The sequence below is a fragment of the Limnohabitans sp. Rim11 genome, assembly GCF_001269365.1.
Lineage (GTDB): Bacteria > Pseudomonadota > Gammaproteobacteria > Burkholderiales > Burkholderiaceae_C > Limnohabitans_A.
Genome location: NZ_CXOM01000001.1, coordinates 64,010 through 85,261, shown reverse-complemented (window position 1 = coordinate 85,261; position 21,252 = coordinate 64,010). Strand labels below are relative to the sequence as shown.

The following is a 21,252-nucleotide window of genomic DNA, read 5'->3' as shown; positions in this document are numbered from 1 at the left end:
GTCCTTTAAGGCTTCAATTATCTTGCACAGGAAAGCCCTTTGCAGGAAAAAAATTGCCCTAGTATTTTTTTGACGCCGCCCCCTTGGCTTCCATCATCAGAGGTAAATCAACATGAGCCTGCTTTTTACTGAATATGAACTGCCCTCCCCCAAGGGCCCCTTGAAATTGGCCAATCGCATCGTGATTGCGCCCATGTGCCAATATTCATCGACGGAGGGTTTGGCCAACGATTGGCATTTGGCACATTGGACCTCCCTTCTCAATAGTGGCGCAGGCTTGGTCACCCTAGAAGCAACCGCGGTCACTCGCGATGGGCGCATCACGCCAGGCTGCCTTGGCTTGTGGGACGATGCCACCGCCGCTGCCCTGCATGACCATTTGGCAAGGGCCCGAAAACTGGCCCCCCATGTGCCTGTGTCCATTCAACTCGGCCATGCTGGACGCAAAGCATCCAGTGCAGCCCCTTGGAAAGGCGGGCAGCTGTTAGACGCTTCGCATGAGGGTTGGCAAGCCTCTGCCCCAAGTGCCGTCCCCCATTTACCCACAGAAGCACCCCCAACCGAGTTGAACGCTTTGGGGCTTGATCACATCAAACAAGCCTTCGTACAGGCAGCGGAGCGTGCTCAAGCAATGGGCATTGAAGTGGTGGAGTTGCACAGTGCACACGGCTATTTACTCCATGAATTTTTGTCGCCTATTTCCAACCAGCGAACCGACATGTACGGCGGCAGCTTCGAAAATCGCATTCGCTTTGTGATGGAAGTTTTTGAAGCTGTCAGGGCCAAATTTCAGGGTGTTTTAGGCATCCGAATATCCGCCACAGATTGGGTGGATGGCGGTTGGACCCCAGAGGAAACAGCAGACCTCTCCCTTCGACTTAAGAAGTCTGGCGCTAACTTTGTCCACATCTCATCCGGTGGCGTATCGGCTCAGCAAAAAATTGCGATTGGCCCTGAATACCAAGTGCCTTTTGCCAAACTGGTGAAAGATCGAAGCGGACTGCCCACCATGGCAGTGGGTTTGATCACAGAAGCGCAACAGGCAGAAGAGATCTTGCAACGAGGGGACGCCAACCTCATTGCGTTTGCCAGAGCTTTCCTGTTCAACCCAAGATGGGCTTGGCAAGCGGCTGCTGAGCTGGGTGGCGTGGTTCAAGCCAGTGAACAATACTGGCGTTGTTTGCCCAGAGAAGCACAGGCTATTTTTGGCAACGTGCGAATCGGCCAAAGATAAGGCTGCTCTTTAGTCTTGAAAAAGCCCTTGAATTAATCTTTCAATTCGTTCAGGGCCTTTTGATAACGAACTGTGTGCGAATGCTCGGCTTTGGCCAGCGTCTCGAACCAGTCGGCAACGTCGTCAAAGCCCTCTTCTCGCGCGGTTTTGGCCATGGCAGGATAGAGGTTGGCTGACTCATTCATTTCACTGGCCACTGCTGCTTCCAAGTTTTGACGGGTGTTGCCAATGGGCAAGCCTGTGGCAGGGTCACCGGCCTGCTCTAAAAACTCCAGATGACCATGGGCGTGCCCAGTCTCACCTTGCGCCGATGAACGAAACAAAGCCGCCACATCGCTCAGCCCTTCCAGGTCTGCCTTGTTGGCAAAATAGGTATAGCGAAGTTGCACCTGAGACTCAATGGCAAAGGCCTCTTTCAGACATTGTTCAGTGCGAGAACCTTTGAGTTGAGCCATGTCAATTTCCTTGAAAGATTCGTTTGCAAAATTCATTTCCACCCAAGAAACGAATACAAAAGTAGTTTAGTCACTAAATGCCTCATGCACAAAATTGTTACAGTGCGGATTGCGACAGATCACGATCTAAAGGACATCATGAACAAGACCGCCTTCAAAGACGTTCAATTTACAAACGGTTATGAATTCACACAAGGCACAGGCTACGCATTGCCCGAATACCCGTTTGTCAAACCGCCTGAGATGCTGCAAAACAAAACTTTGCGACATGCTGTGGTCATTGTGGGCGGGGGTATCACGGGTCTCACCTTGGCATGCGGTTTGGCCAATTTGGGCATCAAGGCGGTCTTGCTTGATGAAGACAACACAGTGGGTGTCAAAGGCGCGTCTTCTCGAGGTATTTGTTACACCCAAAAATCTTTGGAAATTTTCCAAAAGCTAGGCATCTATCAACGCATCGCCAACAAGGGGATTCAATGGAGTGTGGGCCGCACTTTTGCGGGCAACGACGAGGTCTACAACTTTGACCTCAAGCAGCAAAGCAATTTCAGCCTCTCAGAACAACCCGCCTTCATCAACATTCAGCAGTTCTACATTGAAGGCTATTTGGTGGAGCGCATACAAGAACTAGGGCATGTCGATTTGCGCTGGCAGTCGCGCGTGAAGGCCTTCAAACAGAACAAAGACTTCGCCACGCTCACCGTTGAAACGCCAGAAGGCACTTATGACCTGCAAGCCGATCATGTGATTGACGCCTCAGGCTCGCACACACCCTTCCATGCTTGGACGGGTGTCACCATGGAAAGCAAAAAAGGCGATGACCGCTGGTGCATTGCCGATGTCAAATTTGACACCCATCCCCCCACTGAGCGACACACATGGATTGAAGCGCCCTTCAATGAAAATCGAGCTGTGTGGCAACACTTGATGGCCGACGATGTGTGGCGCATTGACTATCAAATGGAACCCAATGCCGATGCGGCTTACATCAGCCGCGAAGACGTGGTGCGTGAACGCCTGGAGCGTCAGTTTGGCAAAAACGTGAAGGTCGACATCGTGTGGGTCGGCCCCTACGCCTATAAGAGCCAATGCCTCAACACATTGCGCATGGGCCGTGTGTTTTTCATGGGCGACACCGCCAAAATCGTGAACCCATTTGGCGCGCGCGGTGGCAACACCGGTGTCGCCGATGCCGACAATTTGGCATGGAAATTGGCCGCTGTCTTGCGCGGCCACGCCGACGAGGCTCTGCTTGAAAGCTTCAACGATGAACGCCTTGAAGCCGCTCAAGAAAACGTCAAGGTGACGCGCCGCACGGCCAGATTCTTACGCCCTGCCGATGGCATTGAACGCGCATTTAGAACAGCCACCATCAGCTTGGCCAAAGAATTTCCATTTGCACGCTCGTTGGTCAACACAGGCCGCATGGCCGTTGCCAACACTTATCGCGGCTCCCGCATTTGCGGCGATAACGGTGGCACGTCGGTTCAAAACGTGCGCTTTCAGTGGCGTCAAGGCAAGCCAGGCTGCTTGAATGACCTGGTTCAATGGGCCGATGGTCGACTTCTGATTTTGGTGTTTGGCCAACAAACCAAAGCCGCTTTAAAGCGCCTACAAGAGCTCAGCTTGTCTGGCTTGCCTGTGCGCTGCGTTCAAGTGTTGGCCAGAGGACAAGTGGCACAAGCGCGGGAACACTTGCTAGACACGCAACAACATCTTCAAAACGCCTGCGGCACCGTTCCGGCAGGCGGTTGGGCCTTGGTCCGACCTGATGGCTATTTGGCCGATACGGGCAAAGGCGTCAACGGTGAGTTGATTGGCGCTGTGGCCACCTCTTTGGGTCTTTGATCACATTCGGAAATCATGATGAAAACAGAACTGAACCTTCAAGACGCCGATACTTTTTACGATCAATTACTGAATGCTCATGAAGGCTTGAGCGCCGAACAATCTGAGCAATTGAACTTGCGTCTGATTTTGCTCTTGGCCAATCAGGTGGGCGATGCGGCGGTCCTCAGAGACTGCATCGAATCGGCCAAGAACTGACCTGAACCCTTGCCTGAGAGACTTTGAAGGCGGAAGGAACGGGCTTTGAGCTCAAAAAATGGGCACTTGCCCAGTAAAATCATGGCTTTAGTCCATTCATGACATTGCCCCTGGGCAATTTCAAACCATTTAGCCCATGAGCAACGAGTTCACCCCCGCCCTTCAGCAACCCGGGCTTGAGAGCCTTTCCAAGTCTTTTGAGCCAGCGGCCTTAGAAGCCCATTGGGGCCCCGAATGGGAAAAACGCGGTTACGGCATTGCAGGCCATCGCGGCAGCCAAGTGCCAAAGGCTGAAGCGCCCAACTTTGCCATCCAATTGCCACCGCCAAATGTGACAGGTACGCTGCACATGGGCCACGCGTTCAACCAAACCATCATGGACAGCCTCACGCGCTACCACCGCATGATGGGCTTCAACACTGCTTGGATTCCGGGTACCGATCACGCCGGAATTGCCACGCAAATTGTGGTGGAGCGCCAGCTGCAAGGCCAAGGCATCAGCCGCCACGACATGGGCCCGACGCCTGCCGAAGCGCGCAAAAACTTTGTGTCCAAAGTGTGGGAATGGAAAGAGCAATCGGGCAACACCATCACGCAGCAAATGCGCCGCATGGGCGACAGCGTCGACTGGACGCGCGAGTACTTCACCATGGACGACAAGCTGTCCAAAGTGGTGTCCGAAACCTTTGTGAAACTGTACGAGCAAGGCCTGATTTACCGCGGCAAGCGCTTGGTCAGCTGGGACCCTGTGTTGCAAAGCGCCGTGTCCGACCTGGAAGTGGAAAACACCGAAGCCGACGGCAAGATGCATTACATCTTGTACCCGTTTGCTGACGGCCCTCAGCTCATTGACGGCGTGATGCAAAAAGGCATGACCATTGCCACCACCCGTCCCGAAACCATGATGGCCGACGGTGCTTTGGCAGTTCACCCCGAAGACGAGCGCTACAAGCACTTGGTCGGCAAAAAGGTTGACTTGCCTTTGTGCGATCGCCAAATCCCCATCATTGCCGACGACTTTGTCGACTGCGAATTTGGCTCTGGCTGCGTCAAAATCACCGGCGCCCACGATGCCAACGACTACGCATGCTCCATGCGTCACAACCTGCCACTGATCACCATCTTCACATTGACTGCCACTGTGAATGAAAACGGACCCAAAGCCTACCAAGGCATGGACCGCTTTGTGGCGCGCAAAGCCGTCATCAAAGACTTGGAAGCACAAGGTCTGCTGATTGAAATCAAACCCCACAAACTGATGCTGCCCATTTGCGCGCGAACCGGCCAAGTGGTAGAGCCCATGCTCACAGACCAATGGTTTGTGGCGGTCAACAAAGTCAGCCCACAAGACCCTACCGGCAAGAGCATTGCGCAAAAAGCCATTGATGCCGTGCACTCCGGCCAAGTTAGTTTTGTGCCAGAGAACTGGGTCAACACCTACGACCAGTGGATGAACAATATCCAAGACTGGTGCATCTCGCGTCAACTGTGGTGGGGCCATCAAATTCCCGCTTGGTACGACGAAGAAGGCAATGTGTATGTGGCCAAGTCGGAAGCCGAAGCCCAAGCGCAAGCGGGTGCAGGCAAGAAACTCAAGCGCGATGAAGACGTGCTCGACACGTGGTATTCCTCAGCCTTGGTGCCCTTCTCCACCATGGGTTGGCCAGAAGCGGTAGCCACATCGGGCACTGACAAAACACAAGACTACGACTTGTACTTACCTTCCTCCGTGTTGGTCACAGGCTACGACATCATCTTCTTCTGGGTGGCCAGAATGATCATGATGACCACGCACTTTACGGGTCGCGTGCCTTTCAAACACGTCTACATCCACGGCTTGGTGCGCGATGCACAAGGCAAGAAGATGAGCAAGTCGGAAGGCAACGTGCTCGACCCCGTCGATTTGATCGACGGCATTTCTTTAGAGCCTTTGCTCGAGAAACGTTCACAAGGTTTGCGCAAGCCCGAGACCGCACCCCAAGTGCGCAAGAACACGCAAAAAGAATTCCCTGAAGGCATTCCAGCCTACGGTGCAGACGCACTGCGCTTTACGTTTGCCGCATTGGCCTCGTTGGGCCGTAGCATCAACTTTGACAGCAAACGCTGCGAAGGCTATCGCAACTTCTGCAACAAACTGTGGAACGCCACACGCTTTGTGCTGATGAACTGCGAAGGTCAAGATTGCGGCCTGAAAGAACACACAAAAGCAGAATGCGCCGTGGGCGGCCCAGCCCATGGCTACATGACATTCAGCCAAGCCGACCGCTGGATCTCCTCCAAAATTCAGCGCGTGGAAGCCGATGTAGCCAAAGGCTTTGCCGAGTACCGCTTGGACAACGTTGCCAACGCCATTTACGACTTTGTGTGGAACGAGTTCTGCGATTGGTACTTGGAAATTGCCAAGGTGCAAATTAACTCAGGCGACGCATCACAGCAACGCGCCACACGACGCACGCTCATTCGTACGTTGGAAACCATTCTGCGTTTGGTCCACCCCATCACGCCTTTCATCTCTGAAGAGCTGTGGCAAAAGGTGGCACCCGTGGCGGGCCGTGCAGGTCCTTCGGTCAGCATTGCGGCTTATCCTGTGGCGCAACTTGAACGAGTTGACGAACAAGCAGAAGCGCATGTGGCCAAACTCAAAACGCTGGTCGATGCCTGCCGAAATTTGCGCGGTGAAATGAGCGTCTCCCCTGCCACCAAACTGCCTTTGTATGTTTTGGGCGATGCAGAGTTCATGAAATCTGCTGGGCCTGTTTTGCAAGCCCTGGCCAAGTTGAGCGAAGTGAAAGTGTTTGACAATGAAGCTGATTGGACGAAGGCTGCCGCTGCAGCGCCAGTAGCCGTGGTTGGTGAAGCACGCTTGTGCTTATTCATGGAAGTGGACGTGGCCGCGGAGAAAATTCGCCTCAGCAAAGAAGTGGCGCGTTTAGAAGGCGAAATTCGCAAAGCCAATGGCAAGCTGAGCAACGAGGCCTTTGTGGCCAAAGCGCCGCCTGCCGTGATTGAGCAAGAGCGCAAGCGTGTGGCTGACTTTGAAGCGACGTTGAGCAAGGTCAAGACCCAGTTGGCGCAGCTTGAAGCCACCGCTGCAAAATCTTGAAATATCTCTGTCAATCAACTGTGTTATTCCAAGAGCAAGTTCATCTAAACAGTTCACCCTATGAGCACCACACCCAGTGTTAGAAAAGCCGTCTTCCCAGTTGCTGGACTGGGAACGCGCTTCTTGCCTGCCACCAAAGCGGCTCCCAAAGAAATGCTGCCGGTGGTCGACAAGCCGCTCATTCAATACGCTGTCGAAGAGGCTTACGCGGCAGGGATTCGTCACATGATCTTTGTCACAGGCCGGAATAAGCGCGCCATCGAGGATCACTTCGACACCGCCTACGAACTCGAGACAGAACTGGAAAGCGCACACAAAGAAGAGTTATTGGCATTAGTCCGCTCCGTACAACCCGATGACATGGTCTGTGCCTATGTGCGTCAACCGCGCTCCTTAGGCTTAGGGCACGCCGTGCTCTGCGCCGAAGCTATGGTGGGCAGAGAGCCCTTTGCGGTCTTATTGGCTGATGACTTGATGGTAGGCCTCCAAGGTGGACCGTCTGTTTTGGCACAAATGGTGAAAGCTTATGAACAACAAGGCCGATCTATTTTGGCCGTTCAGGAAGTCCCTCTCGAGCATGTCAAGCGCTATGGCATTGTGGCCGGAGAATCCGCGGGAAAGCAACTGATCCGCGTTGAACAAATTGTGGAGAAACCCTCTCCCGAAAAAGCCCCCTCACGCATGGGTGTGGCAGGCCGCTACATTTTGACTCCAGGTATTTTTGACGAAATCAAAAACCAACCCACCGGTGTGGGTGGTGAAATTCAACTCACTGACGCTATTGCCAGATTGAAATCGCGTGAAGCGGTCTACGCTTTCCAATACGAAGGCAAGCGCTACGATTGCGGAAGTAAAGAAGGCTTCTTAGAAGCCACCGTCGAATTGGCTTTATCGCATCCCCAAGTGGGTGAATCATTCAGAAACTACCTGAAAGCCCTTAGCCTTTAAACTTTCAAAACCCCCTACATAAAAGCTTCACTTAATGAAGCTTTTTTATCGCCGCTTCATCCAAATAAGGAAGCGATCGCCCTCAGTTTCTTGCGCCAGCAGTTCATTGCCAGTTTGTCTGGCAAAAGCTTCAAAGTCTCGTTGCGCGCCAGGGTCAGTCGCCAACACCTTTAAGACCTGACCAGAGGTCATGGCCGTCAATGATTTCTTAGCCTTCAAAATAGGCAGCGGGCAATTCAGTCCGCAGGTGTTCAATTCAATATCAAACGCTAAGCTCATGTGTTTGCTTTCTTATCAATCTAACTTATTGGTCATTCAGCCGCACGGCCCTGCGCGTCGCGCTCTTCCCAAGTCATGAACTTAGGCTCAATGCCCTCAGTTCTCAACCAATCGCCAAGGGCGTAACCGGTGCCGGCAGGCCAGCACACCAACTCATCAAAGTTGAACATCTTGTACTCTGCCAGTTCGGGCGACAACTTGACGGTGCCAGATGCCGCCGCATGGTAGGCAATGATGACTTGGTTCATTCGCTGAAAGTCGTACACACCAATCAGTTTCAAGTCGCTTACTTCCAGATTGGTTTCTTCATGAATCTCGCGCGAAATACCCTCTTCAGGCGTTTCACCCGCTTCCATAAAGCCGGTGATCAAAGCGAACTTTCGGCCTGTCCAAGCGGCATTGCGCGCTAGCAAAATTTGATTGCCAACCTGAACGATGCCCGCCAAGACAGGCGTTGGATTGTTCCAGTGCGTGAAGTCACAGGCTGTGCAACGCAAGCGAAGTTTTTCGCCACCATCCTCCATTTGAGGAACCCATGCCAGCGGAGAACCGCAGCAGGGACAAAAACGGTATTCAATCATGCTGGGAAAACACCTGTAGAAAGATAACGATCGCCACGATCGCACACAATGAAAACAATGGTGGCATTGGACTCGCGGGCAGCGATTTGTTGGGCCACCCAACATGCACCCGCGGCTGAAATACCGGCAAATATCCCCTCTTCGCGTGCCATTTGACGGCATGTGTCTTCGGCATCGTCTTGGCTCACATAAATGAGTTCATCCACATTGGCAGGGTTGTAAATTTTGGGCAGATATTCTTCTGGCCATTTGCGAATACCTGGAATGCGTGAACCTTCACTGGGTTGCGCTCCAATGATTTGAATCTTGGGATTTTTCTCTTTGAGAAATTGCGACACACCCGTGATGGTGCCCGTCGTTCCCATGGCACTGACAAAATGAGTCACGCGACCTTCTGTTTGCGCCCAAATTTCGGGGCCAGTGGTTTCGTAATGAATGCGTGGATTGTCTGGATTGGAAAATTGATCCAAGATTCTGCCCTTGCCTTGCGCAGCCATGTTGTCCGCCAAATCACGGGCGTACTCCATGCCGCCACTTTTGGGTGTCAAGATCAATTCAGCGCCAAAGGCCTTCATGGTCTGTGCACGTTCGATGGACAGGTCTTCCGGCATGATCAAAATCATGCGGTAGCCCTTGATGGCAGCGGCCATGGCCAGTGCAATGCCCGTGTTACCCGAAGTCGCTTCGATGAGCGTGTCACCTGGCTTGATTTCACCGCGCTCTTCTGCCCTTTTGATCATGGACAAAGCGGGTCTGTCTTTGACCGAACCCGCTGGGTTGTTGCCTTCCAGTTTGCCCAGGATGACATTGCCTTTTGTCGTGCAGTTGTCCGCAGCGACTCTCTGCAAGAGCACCAGAGGTGTGTTACCAATTGAATCTTCAAGCGTCTGATAAGTCATTTTCAGCAATCAATGAGATGTCTTTTAAGCCGACATTATCGTCTCTAACCAAGATTCCAATTCTTCTCTTTGAGGCATGGCACTGACTGCGCCATGGGCTTGTGTTGACAATGCCGCAGCCGCATTGGCCAACCTCAAAGACTGCTCCCATGAGAAATCCATAGACAAACTAGCCGCCAAGGCGCCGGTGAAGGTGTCTCCTGCTCCAATTGTGTCTCTCACCTCCATTGAGTGTCCCGCAACCAAATGCACTGCTAGTTTGGGACGATACAAGGCGCAGCCTTTTTCACCCAGTGTGACCACCACAGCACCCACACCTTTTTCAAGCAACTGATTGGCAGCCGAGTCTAAATCATGCGTATAAACATTAGCCAACTTGAGCAATTCTTCTTCGTTGGGTGTGATCACATCAATGAGCGGCCAAAACTCATCAGGTATTGGAATGGCAGGCGCTGGATTGAGCAAGGTGATGACACCCGCTTGTCGTGCCAACTGAAATGCTGTTTGGGTGGCAGCCAAAGGTACTTCACACGACGCCATAACAACTTTGGCATTGCTAACCATGTCGTCAGCACTTTCAACATGAACGGGCGTAAGGCCTGCGCCTGCGCCTGGGTACACCGCAATGGCGTTATCGCCATCCGCATAAACCAGAATCAGCGCCGTGCCATTGGCCTCATTGTTTGCTCGAACCACATGGGTCGTGTCAATTTTTTCCTGCTGCCACAGGTCAAGTCCCATTTGGCCAAAGTCATCACCACCAATTCTGGCAATGAGCCCTACCCTAGCACCCATTCTGGCTGCAGCTATGGCTGCATTGCTACCCTTTCCACCTGGCAGTCTTTCAAAGGCACTGGCCAACTTGGTTTCGCCGCGGCGCAGGGGCTCGGAAATGTGAGCAACCAGGTCGACATTCCAACTGGCAACACATACCACATTGACTTTGTTGCCCACTTGACCGCCGCCCGTCAACATCAGCCAGAGCCCTTTGCACCATAGCCCATTGTTTGCGGTAACCACAAAACAATTTCAGGAAATACAGTCATCGCAATCAACAGACCGAGCAACATCACCAAGAAGAGCCAACCTTCTTTCATCATGTCGCCAATTGGAATACCAGTCAGTGCTTTGATCACAAACAACAACATGCCGAAGGGTGGATGAATCAAACCGATCATCATGTTGAGGACGACCAAAACACCAAAGTGCACAAGGTCAACGCCTAATAATTTGGCGGCAGGCAGCAACATGGGTACAAAGACCAAGAGCAAAACAGAAACATCTAAAAAACAGCCCAAGATCAAAAACAAAGCATTGACCATGAATAAAAATTGCAACTTGCTCAATTGCAAACTGTCTACCCACGCAGCCATGCCTTGCGGTACACCCTCAGAGGTAAACGCATAGTTAAGCATGAATGAGCCCGCCAAGATGATGGTGATGACTGCGCTTGAACGTGTCGACTCTAAAACAACACCCCAAAAAGCGCGCCAACTCAGGGCTCTGAACACAAACGCAGCCAGGATGAGCGCATGAAAAGCCGCCACAGCAGCAGCCTCTGTAGGTGTAAACGCACCCGAATAAATGCCACCCAACAACACAATGGGCATAGAGAGTGGCAAAGCACCTCTGAAAAGAATGGCGGGCCACTCTTTCATTGGAATAGGCTCTTCACGTGGCATGTTGCGTTTGGTTGCAATGAAATGAACCACCGTCATCATGAGCACGGTCATAAATAAGCCAGGAACTACGCCGCCCAAAAACAAGGCGCCAACAGATGCGCCCGATACCAGCGCATAAATGACCATGGGAATAGAAGGCGGAATGATTGGGCCCAAGGTGGCGCTGGCTACCACGACAGCGCCAGCAAATCCGGGCGTGTACTCTGGTTTTTTGAGCATCTGCTTGATGGTGACCAAACCTGGACCAGCAGCGTCGGCAATGGCGCTGCCGCTCATGCCTGAAAAAATAACACTGACCAAAATGTCTACCTGCGCCAGACCACCTCTCATGCGTCCAACCAATATGCGACAAAAATCAAAAATGCGCTCGCTGACGGTACCTGCATTCATGATGTTTGCAGCAAACACAAACAGGGGGACTGCTAACAAAACATAGCTGTTGTAGAGACCATTACTCACTTGCTCGGCCACTAGGCCCAGGTCTTGACCTTTCACCAACAAGTAGGCAACACCTGCCATCAACATAGAGAAGCCAATCGGCATGCGGAGCAACATGCCCACAACGACGACCGATACCAAGGCCCAAAGTGCCGCTGTCATACTGTCATTCCTTGATCTTCTAGGCCTTCGCCTTTAATGGCACCGTAAATACCCCAGGCACTTTTCAGAACCAACGCCACCAACAAAAGAACAAACGGTAAAAATACCCATTGAAAAGAGATGCTCAATACAGGCGACGATTCCCGCGCCATGAAATGCACGTAATCCCAACTGGCAGGAATGGCAACCATGGCCAAACCACCGATCATGGTATTGCCAACAATGCGCATCCATTGCCGCGTTTTTCTGCTTGCACTGTTCCACAGCAAATCGAAGACCACTTGTTCTTTTTCGGGCACCATGAATGCAGCTGCCCACAAGATAGCCCAGAGGTACAAAATGACCGCCAGTTCGTCAGTCCAGGGCAATGGCTTGTTGAACCCAAAGCGAGCGGTAATTTGCACCAAGAAAGTGACAAACAAACACAAAAAAATTGCGCCGCCGAACGAGTCGGCAACTTTCTTAAACAACTTCATTGAGTTTTAAATCAACGAGTCTTGTTGATGCTATCGAGCAATCCGCTTGGCCAGGATTTGGCGTAATCAGATTTGGCGTATGTGTCTTGCACCGACTTCTGAAATGCATCCAAGTCTGGTGTTGTGACTTGCAGACCTTCTTTCTTGAAGAAATCAATGATCTGGCCTTCTTCTTTGATACGGTTTTCGTTGTTGTACTGCGCAGCAGCCAAAGCAGCGGCTTTGACATTTTGCTTTTGAGCGGCCGTGAGTCCATTCCAAGTTTTATTTGAAATAGCAATGAAAATACCATCAACCAAATGGTTGGTTAAAACCAGTTGCTTGGTCACTTCATAAAACTTCGCTGCTCGAACTGTAGGCAAAGGATTGTCTTGTCCATCGATAGTGCCTGTTTTCAGACCCAAATAAACTTCACCAAATGCCAAGGGTGTGGCAGTTGCACCCAACGCTTCGCCCAAGAACAACCATTCTTTGGTGCCTGGCATGCGCAATTTGATGCCCTTCAAATCTGCGGGTGTTTTGACATTGCGCACTTCACGCAAATTGACCTGACGTGTACCCAAATAAACGGTGGACAAAATGGTCACATCCATTTTTTCTGAAACTGTCTTGAATAAATTTTCGCCGATGGGGCCATTGAAAACTTTTTGCTGGTGAGAAGGATCACGAATGACGTAACCAGCAGTAAAGATTGAAAAATCCGGAACCAATTTGGCAATATCGAAAGCCGAGATAGAAGACAACTCCAAGTTGCCACGTGCCATGGCAGCAGGTTCTGTACCCTGCTTGAACAAGGATGCGTTCAAATTGATTTGAACATCGAATTGATTGGCTGCAGATTTATCAAGATTTTCCTTGAATACAGTCCACATCTTGGCGTGCCAATCGTCTGGCACCGCAGGGGTCGAAATGCGCATTGGAATTTTAGTTTGCGCCAAAGCTTGTGAGCTGACGCCCAGCACACCACACAGTGCAACAGCTGAAGCACAGGCAGCAACAATTTGACGACGCATCTTGGATTGAGTTTTCACAGGAGTCTCCTTAGGGTGGATAAAGTTTGTTTATTCGTGAATTGGGTCGATGTTATAGGCATCAACTTCTTTGGCAAATTGAGCATAAGCAGCGGGTGTCATGGCCACCAGTGGTGAACGAACACGCAACCAACTGGAATCATGACTCAAAGCTGCCATGACGCCTTTCAAGGCTGGCATGAGTGAATGGGGCTTTAGCAGTTCCAATATGCCTTGGATTCGTTTTGCATCTTTGCTAGTTTGAGGATCCTTTGACGACAGCACCATTCGATGAACCACTCTGGGCATGAAATTGGCCAAACCACTGATGGCCCCCGTGCTTCCCATAGGGCCCATGGTGGTTAAGTCGGGCTCGAAGCCAACGTAAACCGTCAGAGGCGGCATAAAGGCTTTGGCCAAAGCCACTGAATGCGCTTGATCGCAAGCGCTGTCCTTGATCCCCACAATGATTTGCGGATATCGACTGACCAATTGGCGGATCACTTCGTGTGCGAGGGATACACCAATGACTTGAGGTATGTGATAAAGATAAAGGCGCCAATTGCTCCGATTGACGCCGTCGATGACTTGCGCATAGCCATTGACGATGCCCTCATCGCTGACACCTTTGAAAAAGAAGGGGGGCAATACCAGGCAACCATGAACTCCCAAGTCCACAGCATGTTGCGTGAGCTCGGTGGTTTCAACCAAGGCTGCGCAGCTGGTAGAGACCATGATGCGGTCCGCAGGGAAACCTCTTGCGATCAATTGCTCTAAGGCTTCTTTTCGTTCACGCAAAGAGAACGAAGGTCCTTCCCCGGTTGTGCCAAAAATTGTCACGCCACCACATCCAGCGCCCAATAATGAATGCGCATGAGTCGCCAATTTGGCATGGTCGATATTCAGGGCTTCGTCCAATGGCGTCAGCATGGCTGGCCAGATGCCATGAAAGCCATTACGGGCGTTGATAGTTTGTATGCTCACGAGAACTCCGTTTGAAATTGAGAAAGAATTGATTTGCCAGTGCTATGACTTGACGTGGACTGATACATCCGTCGATCCTGTCCCAACACGCGCTGGTGTGCACTGCGAATGTGAAAGGCCAAGTGCTCAGCCACAGCTGTTGCATCTCGCGCTTTAAGCGCTGAAATTAAATTTAGATGCTCTTGCATGGCAGGTAACAAAATATCAGCAGACAAAGTCGAGCGCTCTAGGTGAATCAGTCGCACACGCAAGCTGTTGATTCGATAAGTTTGGGAAATCAAATCGTTGCCCAAGGTGTCGATCATCAAATCATGCAGGCCCCAATCAACAGAGGTTGCTTCCGCCAACAACTCATCCGTGATGGGCCCTTGTGTGGCGGCTTCGACAATGGCCAAATGAGATTGCTCTATCAGTTGCAGTTCAGCGTCACTTGCAGCTTTGACAAAATGCAGGGCCGCCTCACGCTCAAGCATGGCGCGCAATTGGAAAGCGTTGTGAATCAAATTCAAATCGACATGCGCAATTTGAAGGCCTCGCTGCGGTACGGTGCGCAATAAGCCTTCGGCCTCCAAACGCGGAATTAACTCCCGAACAGCACCCAAAGGCATGTCTAATAACTGAGTGAGTTCTCTTTGCGAGACAAACTGACCAGGCACGACATTGGCCTTCAGTATTTGCTGACGAAAATTTTCGTACGCACGGGCCCGCAACGATTGTTTGAGGGGTGGGCAGTTCATGATCTCAATCAACTGAAATGACGCCCTTGCGAAGCAAGATGTTGGCGTATTTGCGTAAATCGCCCGTTTGAACCACAACGCATGAAGTACGCGCTAATTCATAGAAAGCAAAGCGCTCGATGGCTTCTGGATTGGTCTCGCCCTGATGGTTCAACATGCGCCTGAATTCAGAAACCGGCTCAGGCATTGTGGACACATCACCAACGACCTGCATGGTCAAACTGCTGTTTTTTTCAAAATTATCGATTGGAAATACATGCAAAATGGCTTCAAGCACCAAGGTGGTACTCAGGCCCGGCATTACGATGAGCTCTGCACCGGCCTCCTCTGAAACTCTGTGCGCCGGAAAATTGGCGTCAACAATGGCCAACCAATCGCCATGCCCCATTTTGGAAAGTCCAAAAAGTAGGTTCGGTGTTAACAGGGGGGGCAAATTTTTTAGCATGAATAGGTAACATGTTAGTTAGGGCGCATGCTTCAATGCCCTAGCAATTACCCTTGGTATCGTTAAACAACAACTAAGCTTTTCATTGATTGGCTTGCGCACTAGGATCGAGTCTAAAACCAACTTTTATGAATCTATCAAAACCCTATTTCAATTGCAATGACGGTGCACGCTTGGGTTTAGGTGGCGCCCCTTTGGGCAATTTATTCACACCCATGACCGAGGATGAAACCCAAAGGGTCTTGAAGATTTCCTGGGACGATGGATGTCGCAGTTTTGACACCGCGCCACATTACGGTCATGGCTTGTCTGAGAAACGCTTGGGTCAATTTTTAGGAGAAAAAGACAGAAACAGTTTCAAAATTTCATCTAAAGTTGGCAGGCTTCTCACGCCCTCCCACCAAGTTCCTCGACAACAGTTCAGCTATGTAGACGGTTTGTCTTTTGTACAGCACTGGGATTTTTCAGGATCAGGCGTCCGAAAAAGCATTGAGGACAGCTTGACTAGATTGGGCTTGTCGCGTTTGGATGCAGTTTATGTGCACGACATTGACGAAGCAACTCATGGCGAGAATTACAAAACAGTTTTTCACCAAGTCATCTCTGAGACCTTGCCAACGCTTGGCCAACTCAAGCAAGAAGGTTTAATAACTCACATTGGGTTGGGCGTGAACGATCACAAAGTGGTCTTAAATGCTCTCAAGGACGCTGACTTTGATACCCTAATGTTAGCTGGCCGATACACGCTTCTAGACACTTCCGCTTTGTCCCAACTCTTGCCCGAGCTGTTAAGTAGGCAAGTCTCTTTGGCATTGGGCGGAGTTTACAACTCTGGCATTTTGGCTAAGAGATTGCTGCCAGACTCACAAGTGACTTTCAACTATGCGCCAGCCAGTGAGGCGTGGCTACAAAAAGCGTTCAAAATTCAAAATATTGCCGATTTGTTTTCTGTGAATTTAAGATCGGCCGCCTTGCAATTTGCATTGGCACATCCAGCAACTCACATCGTTATGCTGGGAATTCGCTCTGAACTTGAATGGCAGGAATCGCGATTAGCAGAAAAAGAGTCAATACCTTCCGAATTTTGGCGCCAGCTCAAAAGCGCTCACTTAATCCCTGAAGAAGCACCAACTCCCACCTAATTTTCTGAAGCATGACGCAAATGATCGACGCCCACTTTCACGCGTGGCAACTGGACCGTGGCGATTACGACTGGTTAACGCCAGAACTTTGGCCTATCTATCGCGATGTCAAGATTTCTGACTGGGCTAATCAGGCTGATGTGCACAAGATCAAGGGCGGTGTTTTGGTACAAGCTGCACCCACCTTTGAAGAAACTCTGTTTTTATTGCATCAGGCCCACATGCATCCTATGGTCAAAGGGGTTGTTGGATGGATCGACATGCTGGCCGAGGACGCCATCCACAAGGTGGCACTGTGCGCTGCATCGCCTAAGCTCAAAGGCCTCAGACCCATGCTACAAGACATTGCTGATCCCAATTGGATTTTGCAGCCCCAGATTCAACCCGTCTTGAATGCCATGGCAGAACGCAATTTGGTTTTAGATGCACTGATCAAGCCGATTCATATCCAACAGATTTTGGCAGTGTCACGCGCCCATCCAAGCTTAAAAATTGTGATCGACCACGGCGCTAAACCCATCATCCATAAGTCTGAAATGTTGAGTTGGGAAAATCAAATGAAACAGCTTGCCCAAGCGACAGACAATCACCAAGTCATGTGCAAGCTTTCGGGACTTTGGACTGAAGCAGCCAGGGGTCAGCCCGTTGTATCAGTACAGCCATGGGGCAAAGCCTTGCTTGAAATTTGGACGCCTCACCGATTGATTTGGGGCAGCGACTGGCCAGTTTTGGAACTGGCCGGATCGTATTCGGCGTGGCGGGAATTTAGTCTCAAGCTGATAGCACACTACAGCAAGGGCGAACAAGATTTGATACTTGGCATCAATGCAAAAAATATCTACAAACTTTGAACTTGTTTATTTACCCAATTAAAAGTTGGGCGTATTGGGTCATTTTTTGGCGGCTTTGATGTTGTTGGGTGGCCGTCAACGAGTCCAGCCTAGAAGACAACCCTGCACTCAAGCTTTTGTGCAAGCTGATTTTATTCAGCAACGATTTCGACTGAAAAATTTCCGAATGCCTAAAAATAACAAAAAAGTGGCTACGCCAGTGTTCATGATCATTTAAAAATCAAACTATTTTTCTTCGGCTTTTTCACCCGGATCAAAATCGCGCAACAGTTCATAGCGCTGAAGTCTTTGAGCTTGAACCATTCTGATCACGCGTTTCATCGGAACACCCACCAAAGCAAGCGCATGCGTTGCCAACATCAAAGAACCTTCGATGGTTTCTGGCACAACCTCTGAAGCGCCAGCTGCTTGAAACTTGGCCAAATCGTGATCGTCTTGCGTTCTGACCACCACAGGCACATGGGGTGCATGCTCTCGCGCCAAATCCAAGACCTTGAAGGCAGAGGCATTGTCTAAATAAGTGATGACCACCGCACTGGCGCGCTCCAACCCGACCGCCATCAGAGATTGCAGTCTGGCCGCATCGCCATAGGCGACATGATCACCTTGAGAAATAGCGCGATTGACACGATCGGGATCCAAGTCCAATGCCAGGTAAGGAATCTCTTGCGTCTTCAACAACTTGGCCAAATTTTGACCACATCGGCCATAGCCGCAAATGATGATGTGCTTTTCGGTGTTGATGCTTTTTTGCGCCAACTGCGTCATCTCAAGTGACTGCTCAAGCCAGTCACTGGCAGACCATTTCATGACCCACTGATTGGCATGCATGATGATGAAAGGCGTGGCCATCATCGAAAGCACCATGCTGGCCAAAACAGGATTCAACCAATCTGGCGGAATCAAGTTGTGTTGATTGCCCAGTGTGAGCAACACAAATCCGAATTCGCCTGCCTGCGCCAAATACAAGCCCGTGCGCAACGAAATACCTTCACTAGCGCCACCCATCCGGGTCAGTGCGGCAATCAAGACAAACTTAAAGACGACGGGCAGCGTGACCAAAAATAAGACGAATGCCCAACGATCCCAAATGATGCGCCAATCGAGCATCATGCCAATCGTAATGAAGAACAAACCTAACAAGACATCGTGAAAAGGTTTGATATCTGTTTCAACGCGATGTTTGAACTCAGTCTCAGAGATCAACATACCCGCTACAAAGGCACCCAAGGCCAGACTCAAGCCTGCGAGCTCCGTTAACCAAGCCAGCCCCAAGGTAATTAACAAAACATTCAGGACAAACAATTCTTCCGTTTGACGGCGAGCCACCAACAACAGCCACCAACGCATGACTCGCTGCCCACCCGTTAACAAAAGGGTGATCAACACAACTGCTTTGGCAGCTGCAAAAAACAAAGCCGTCATTAACTCTTCTGGCGGCGCATTGAGTGCAGGAATCAAGACCAGCAAGGGCACGACGGCCAAGTCTTGAAACAACAAGACGCCCAGCACACGCTTGCCGTATTCAGAGTCCAGCTCCAGCCGGTCAGACATCAGCTTAATGACAATGGCGGTGCTGCTCATGGCCAAAGCGCCTGCCAAAGTCAAAGCTGTTTGCCAACTCATGCCCCACAAAGTAGGGGCCATGACGCTAAGGAAAACAGAAACAGTTGTCACCATGCAAATAGTGAGGACCACCTGAAATAAACCCAGTCCAAACACAAACCGCCGCATGGCTTTCAATTTAGGCAGATTGAATTCGAGCCCGATGACAAACATAAGAAACACAACACCAAACTCTGCCAGGTGGCGAATGCCCTCAGAGCTTTGCGCAAACGCCAGCGCATTGGGGCCAATGACCACACCCACCACCAAGTAACCCAACATTGGGGGCAACTTCAGAAATCGGCAACCCACCACGCCCAGCACTGCAGCCAATAAATACAAAAGGGTTAATTCCAATGAGGTCATGAGGGACATCCTAACTAAATTGAATGACCACTGTGAAATCTGCTGTATCTTTGAATGAAAGGAACTCAAATTTTCTAAAAAAATATGTCATAATCGCTGTCTTCGCAATCCGCCCGGGTGGTGAAATTGGTAGACGCAGGGGACTCAAAATCCCCCGCCGCAAGGCGTGCCGGTTCGATTCCGGCCTCGGGCACCATCGAATACAGCGATTCGAACCTTACTCATTGCGAAATGAATTTCCTCATCATCATTGTTCTGGCTGTTGTGTTTCCCCTTGCACACGGCATGAATGCTTGGCTGTTTGATTTTGCCAACATCAACTCCCATGTTTCGCTGATTTACCTCCCAGCTTTTCTGCGCCTCTTCAACATATTGGTCATGGGACCCTTTTACGGCACGATAGCCACCCTTTTGGGTGGCTTCATCCTGATGGAGTGGTTCGACGAACCCCTGAGCATTGCGCTCTTGAACATAGTCGCATCCTGTGCAGGCCCGCTTGTTGCCATGATGGGATTTAGAATTTATTTCAATCGCCGTGTGCAACTGACTTCGCTCAAAGATTTAGCCATCGTCACAGTTACTTATGCCCTGTGCAATTCACTTTTGCACCACGCCACGTGGCTCTTCATTGACATTAAACATTTTTTTGATGCATCCACAAGCCTGTGGATGTTTTTAGGTGACTTAAACGGCGCACTGCTTGGCGCCTATCTCTTTAAAGCCAGCCTCGACTATTTGGAAAAAAAAGGCTTCAATTTTTCTACGCCTTCTCAGCCCAAAAACTAAGCGCTGTCTAAGGCAGGCTGACCTTAAAAGTCGCACGAATGTGCTATGACTCAGCCGCCCGACCTATTTGCATTTGAGGCGGCCATCGACTTTAAACCTTCTTGAATGCTCGAGTACTTTAATGTCACTCGCAATTCTTTCTTCAGCCGATCATTGCGAAGCCGCCGCGATTCACTCATGAAGCTCAACAACATCAGTGGCAACCTTTCTTGCGCTTGGCTTCTCGGCACGCGTGGCGGGCGCTTGAGGCCCATGAGATCGGCAGCGGCATCAAAATAATCGCCCATCTTTAAATGCGTATCGTCACTCACATGAAATACGCGCTGAGACTTGCCGCGCCAAAGTGTCGCCACGCAAGCTCGGGCCAAATCATCGGAATGAATGTGGTTGGTGTACACATCGTCTTGCTCTACCAGTACAGGCGTTCCCTTGAGAATCCTCTCGCGCGGCGTGCCATTGACACGGTCAGGCGCATAAATGCCAGGAATGCGCAAGATAGATGTACGCACCCCCGAACGCCCCAAATACCGCACCACCTTTTCGGCATCGACACGGCGCATGGCCCTGGGGGTGTGTGGCTTGACAGGTTGAGACTCAGAAACCCATTGCCCCTGACAGTCGCCATACACACCGCTGGTTGACCCATAGACCAAAGACTGGGGCAACATTCTTTTTTTGAGTGCCCTGGTCAAATTCAAAGTTCTGGGGTCGGTAGACCAATCGCCCACACGATCGGAAGGTGGCGGCGCCAAGTGCAAGACCCTTGTGGCCCAACCAGACAGCCGTTGCAGGGTTTCGGGAAAGTCCAAATTGCCCAATACGGGGGTGATACCCTGCGCCCTGAAATCGGCTAGCTTGTCTGGACTAGAAGTCAAGGCCATGACCTTTGTGCGGCCCACCAATTGTTTGGCAGCACGCTGCCCCACATCGCCACAGCCGACGATCAAGACCCGTTCTTTTCGAAAGCGGGAGGGCAAAGCGCCCAAAGGGGTTTGGTTTGAGGGCAAAATCAGGGATTCACAA

Annotated in this window: 21 protein-coding genes and 1 tRNA gene; 9 read left to right on the top strand and 13 right to left on the bottom strand. The window is 50.9% G+C overall.

Going from position 1 to position 21,252, the window contains the following annotated elements; translation table 11 throughout:
• Positions 1 to 112 precede the first annotated feature (112 nt).
• On the top strand, positions 113 to 1,234 hold the full coding sequence (locus AMM03_RS00410) for an NADH:flavin oxidoreductase/NADH oxidase (protein ID WP_090128522.1): 1,122 nt from the start codon (positions 113 to 115) through the stop codon (positions 1,232 to 1,234).
• Between the two features lie 32 nt (positions 1,235 to 1,266).
• On the opposite strand, the gene AMM03_RS00405 is transcribed toward AMM03_RS00410, so the two are convergent.
• The gene (locus AMM03_RS00405; protein WP_090129255.1) at positions 1,267 to 1,689 is read right to left on the bottom strand and encodes a rubrerythrin family protein; all 423 of its coding nucleotides are present in this window, start codon (positions 1,687 to 1,689) and stop codon (positions 1,267 to 1,269) included.
• A 138-nt stretch (positions 1,690 to 1,827) separates the two neighbouring features.
• On the opposite strand from AMM03_RS00405, the gene AMM03_RS00400 reads away from it, so the two are divergent.
• The 4 genes from AMM03_RS00400 (at position 1,828) to galU (ending at position 7,786) form a co-directional block, all read left to right on the top strand.
• Positions 1,828 to 3,537, top strand: a complete 1,710-nt coding sequence (locus AMM03_RS00400; RefSeq protein WP_090128521.1) for an FAD-dependent oxidoreductase — start codon at positions 1,828 to 1,830, stop codon at positions 3,535 to 3,537.
• 18 nt (positions 3,538 to 3,555) lie between these two features.
• On the top strand, positions 3,556 to 3,735 hold the full coding sequence (locus tag AMM03_RS00395) for a DUF2783 domain-containing protein (RefSeq protein WP_194942703.1): 180 nt from the start codon (positions 3,556 to 3,558) through the stop codon (positions 3,733 to 3,735).
• Between the two features lie 136 nt (positions 3,736 to 3,871).
• A complete protein-coding gene (locus AMM03_RS00390; protein ID WP_090128519.1) occupies positions 3,872 to 6,838 on the top strand; it encodes a valine--tRNA ligase in 2,967 nt (988 codons plus the stop codon).
• Positions 6,839 to 6,898: 60 nt separating this feature from the next.
• On the top strand, positions 6,899 to 7,786 hold the full coding sequence (galU, locus tag AMM03_RS00385; RefSeq protein WP_090128518.1) for a UTP--glucose-1-phosphate uridylyltransferase GalU: 888 nt from the start codon (positions 6,899 to 6,901) through the stop codon (positions 7,784 to 7,786).
• A gap of 45 nt (positions 7,787 to 7,831) precedes the next feature.
• Here galU and AMM03_RS00380 read toward each other — a convergent pair whose 3' ends face one another.
• From AMM03_RS00380 to AMM03_RS00335, 10 genes are read right to left on the bottom strand one after another with little or no spacing between them, the layout of a single operon-like run.
• Positions 7,832 to 8,065 (bottom strand): sulfurtransferase TusA family protein, encoded by a 234-nt coding sequence (locus AMM03_RS00380; RefSeq protein WP_090128517.1) that lies wholly within the window; start codon positions 8,063 to 8,065, stop codon positions 7,832 to 7,834.
• A gap of 32 nt (positions 8,066 to 8,097) precedes the next feature.
• On the bottom strand, positions 8,098 to 8,646 hold the full coding sequence (locus AMM03_RS00375) for an NUDIX hydrolase (RefSeq protein WP_090128516.1): 549 nt from the start codon (positions 8,644 to 8,646) through the stop codon (positions 8,098 to 8,100).
• Positions 8,643 to 9,545 carry a cysteine synthase CysM gene (gene cysM / locus AMM03_RS00370; RefSeq protein ID WP_090128515.1) on the bottom strand — a complete coding sequence of 301 codons (903 nt, stop codon included), beginning with the start codon at positions 9,543 to 9,545 and terminating at the stop codon, positions 8,643 to 8,645. The genes AMM03_RS00375 and cysM overlap by 4 nt, the downstream gene beginning before the upstream one ends.
• A 24-nt stretch (positions 9,546 to 9,569) precedes the next feature.
• Positions 9,570 to 10,520: a ribokinase gene (locus AMM03_RS00365; RefSeq protein WP_090128514.1), complete on the bottom strand. Its 951-nt coding sequence runs from the start codon at positions 10,518 to 10,520 to the stop codon at positions 9,570 to 9,572.
• The gene (locus tag AMM03_RS00360) at positions 10,520 to 11,827 is read right to left on the bottom strand and encodes a TRAP transporter large permease (protein ID WP_090128513.1); all 1,308 of its coding nucleotides are present in this window, start codon (positions 11,825 to 11,827) and stop codon (positions 10,520 to 10,522) included. The genes AMM03_RS00365 and AMM03_RS00360 overlap by 1 nt, the downstream gene beginning before the upstream one ends.
• Positions 11,824 to 12,303: a TRAP transporter small permease gene (locus tag AMM03_RS00355; RefSeq protein WP_090128512.1), complete on the bottom strand. Its 480-nt coding sequence runs from the start codon at positions 12,301 to 12,303 to the stop codon at positions 11,824 to 11,826. The genes AMM03_RS00360 and AMM03_RS00355 overlap by 4 nt, the downstream gene beginning before the upstream one ends.
• Before the next feature lie 11 nt (positions 12,304 to 12,314).
• Entirely contained in the window at positions 12,315 to 13,334 is a 1,020-nt protein-coding gene (locus tag AMM03_RS00350) for a sialic acid TRAP transporter substrate-binding protein SiaP (RefSeq protein WP_090128511.1), read from the bottom strand.
• Between the two features lie 30 nt (positions 13,335 to 13,364).
• Positions 13,365 to 14,297 carry a dihydrodipicolinate synthase family protein gene (locus tag AMM03_RS00345; protein WP_228764519.1) on the bottom strand — a complete coding sequence of 311 codons (933 nt, stop codon included), beginning with the start codon at positions 14,295 to 14,297 and terminating at the stop codon, positions 13,365 to 13,367.
• Positions 14,294 to 15,034 carry a GntR family transcriptional regulator gene (locus AMM03_RS00340; RefSeq protein WP_090128510.1) on the bottom strand — a complete coding sequence of 247 codons (741 nt, stop codon included), beginning with the start codon at positions 15,032 to 15,034 and terminating at the stop codon, positions 14,294 to 14,296. The genes AMM03_RS00345 and AMM03_RS00340 overlap by 4 nt, the downstream gene beginning before the upstream one ends.
• Positions 15,035 to 15,038: 4 nt before the next feature.
• On the bottom strand, positions 15,039 to 15,479 hold the full coding sequence (locus tag AMM03_RS00335; protein WP_090128509.1) for an RbsD/FucU family protein: 441 nt from the start codon (positions 15,477 to 15,479) through the stop codon (positions 15,039 to 15,041).
• Between the two features lie 128 nt (positions 15,480 to 15,607).
• On the opposite strand from AMM03_RS00335, the gene AMM03_RS00330 reads away from it, so the two are divergent.
• A complete protein-coding gene (locus AMM03_RS00330) occupies positions 15,608 to 16,621 on the top strand; it encodes an aldo/keto reductase (protein WP_090128508.1) in 1,014 nt (337 codons plus the stop codon).
• 11 nt (positions 16,622 to 16,632) lie between these two features.
• Entirely contained in the window at positions 16,633 to 17,472 is an 840-nt protein-coding gene (locus AMM03_RS00325) for an amidohydrolase family protein (RefSeq protein ID WP_228764517.1), read from the top strand.
• 225 nt (positions 17,473 to 17,697) lie between these two features.
• On the opposite strand, the gene AMM03_RS00315 is transcribed toward AMM03_RS00325, so the two are convergent.
• The gene (locus tag AMM03_RS00315; protein WP_090128506.1) at positions 17,698 to 19,443 is read right to left on the bottom strand and encodes a cation:proton antiporter; all 1,746 of its coding nucleotides are present in this window, start codon (positions 19,441 to 19,443) and stop codon (positions 17,698 to 17,700) included.
• Positions 19,444 to 19,554: 111 nt separating this feature from the next.
• Between AMM03_RS00315 and AMM03_RS00310 the strand changes: the two genes are divergently transcribed.
• Together AMM03_RS00310 and AMM03_RS00305 are read left to right on the top strand one after the other, a co-directional pair.
• Positions 19,555 to 19,639 (top strand) — tRNA-Leu (locus tag AMM03_RS00310).
• A 35-nt stretch (positions 19,640 to 19,674) separates the two neighbouring features.
• Positions 19,675 to 20,229: a hypothetical protein gene (locus AMM03_RS00305; RefSeq protein WP_090128505.1), complete on the top strand. Its 555-nt coding sequence runs from the start codon at positions 19,675 to 19,677 to the stop codon at positions 20,227 to 20,229.
• Between the two features lie 50 nt (positions 20,230 to 20,279).
• Here the strand turns inward: AMM03_RS00305 and AMM03_RS00300 are convergent, their stop codons facing one another.
• A complete protein-coding gene (locus tag AMM03_RS00300; RefSeq protein WP_090128504.1) occupies positions 20,280 to 21,236 on the bottom strand; it encodes an SDR family oxidoreductase in 957 nt (318 codons plus the stop codon).
• Positions 21,237 to 21,252 lie beyond the last annotated feature (16 nt).

Bases quoted from the DNA above. Each gene is read 5' to 3' on its own strand.
- AMM03_RS00410 (WP_090128522.1), top strand. From the start codon at position 113: ATGAGCCTGCTTTTTACTGAATATGAACTGCCCTCCCCCAAGGGCCCC.
- AMM03_RS00405 (WP_090129255.1), bottom strand. From the start codon at position 1,689: ATGGCTCAACTCAAAGGTTCTCGCACTGAACAATGTCTGAAAGAGGCC.
- AMM03_RS00400 (WP_090128521.1), top strand. From the start codon at position 1,828: ATGAACAAGACCGCCTTCAAAGACGTTCAATTTACAAACGGTTATGAA.
- AMM03_RS00395 (WP_194942703.1), top strand. From the start codon at position 3,556: ATGAAAACAGAACTGAACCTTCAAGACGCCGATACTTTTTACGATCAA.
- AMM03_RS00390 (WP_090128519.1), top strand. From the start codon at position 3,872: ATGAGCAACGAGTTCACCCCCGCCCTTCAGCAACCCGGGCTTGAGAGC.
- galU (WP_090128518.1), top strand. From the start codon at position 6,899: ATGAGCACCACACCCAGTGTTAGAAAAGCCGTCTTCCCAGTTGCTGGA.
- AMM03_RS00380 (WP_090128517.1), bottom strand. From the start codon at position 8,065: ATGAGCTTAGCGTTTGATATTGAATTGAACACCTGCGGACTGAATTGC.
- AMM03_RS00375 (WP_090128516.1), bottom strand. From the start codon at position 8,646: ATGATTGAATACCGTTTTTGTCCCTGCTGCGGTTCTCCGCTGGCATGG.
- cysM (WP_090128515.1), bottom strand. From the start codon at position 9,545: ATGACTTATCAGACGCTTGAAGATTCAATTGGTAACACACCTCTGGTG.
- AMM03_RS00365 (WP_090128514.1), bottom strand. From the start codon at position 10,520: ATGTTGACGGGCGGCGGTCAAGTGGGCAACAAAGTCAATGTGGTATGT.
- AMM03_RS00360 (WP_090128513.1), bottom strand. From the start codon at position 11,827: ATGACAGCGGCACTTTGGGCCTTGGTATCGGTCGTCGTTGTGGGCATG.
- AMM03_RS00355 (WP_090128512.1), bottom strand. From the start codon at position 12,303: ATGAAGTTGTTTAAGAAAGTTGCCGACTCGTTCGGCGGCGCAATTTTT.
- AMM03_RS00340 (WP_090128510.1), bottom strand. From the start codon at position 15,034: ATGAACTGCCCACCCCTCAAACAATCGTTGCGGGCCCGTGCGTACGAA.
- AMM03_RS00335 (WP_090128509.1), bottom strand. From the start codon at position 15,479: ATGCTAAAAAATTTGCCCCCCCTGTTAACACCGAACCTACTTTTTGGA.
- AMM03_RS00330 (WP_090128508.1), top strand. From the start codon at position 15,608: ATGAATCTATCAAAACCCTATTTCAATTGCAATGACGGTGCACGCTTG.
- AMM03_RS00325 (WP_228764517.1), top strand. From the start codon at position 16,633: ATGACGCAAATGATCGACGCCCACTTTCACGCGTGGCAACTGGACCGT.
- AMM03_RS00315 (WP_090128506.1), bottom strand. From the start codon at position 19,443: ATGACCTCATTGGAATTAACCCTTTTGTATTTATTGGCTGCAGTGCTG.
- AMM03_RS00305 (WP_090128505.1), top strand. From the start codon at position 19,675: ATGAATTTCCTCATCATCATTGTTCTGGCTGTTGTGTTTCCCCTTGCA.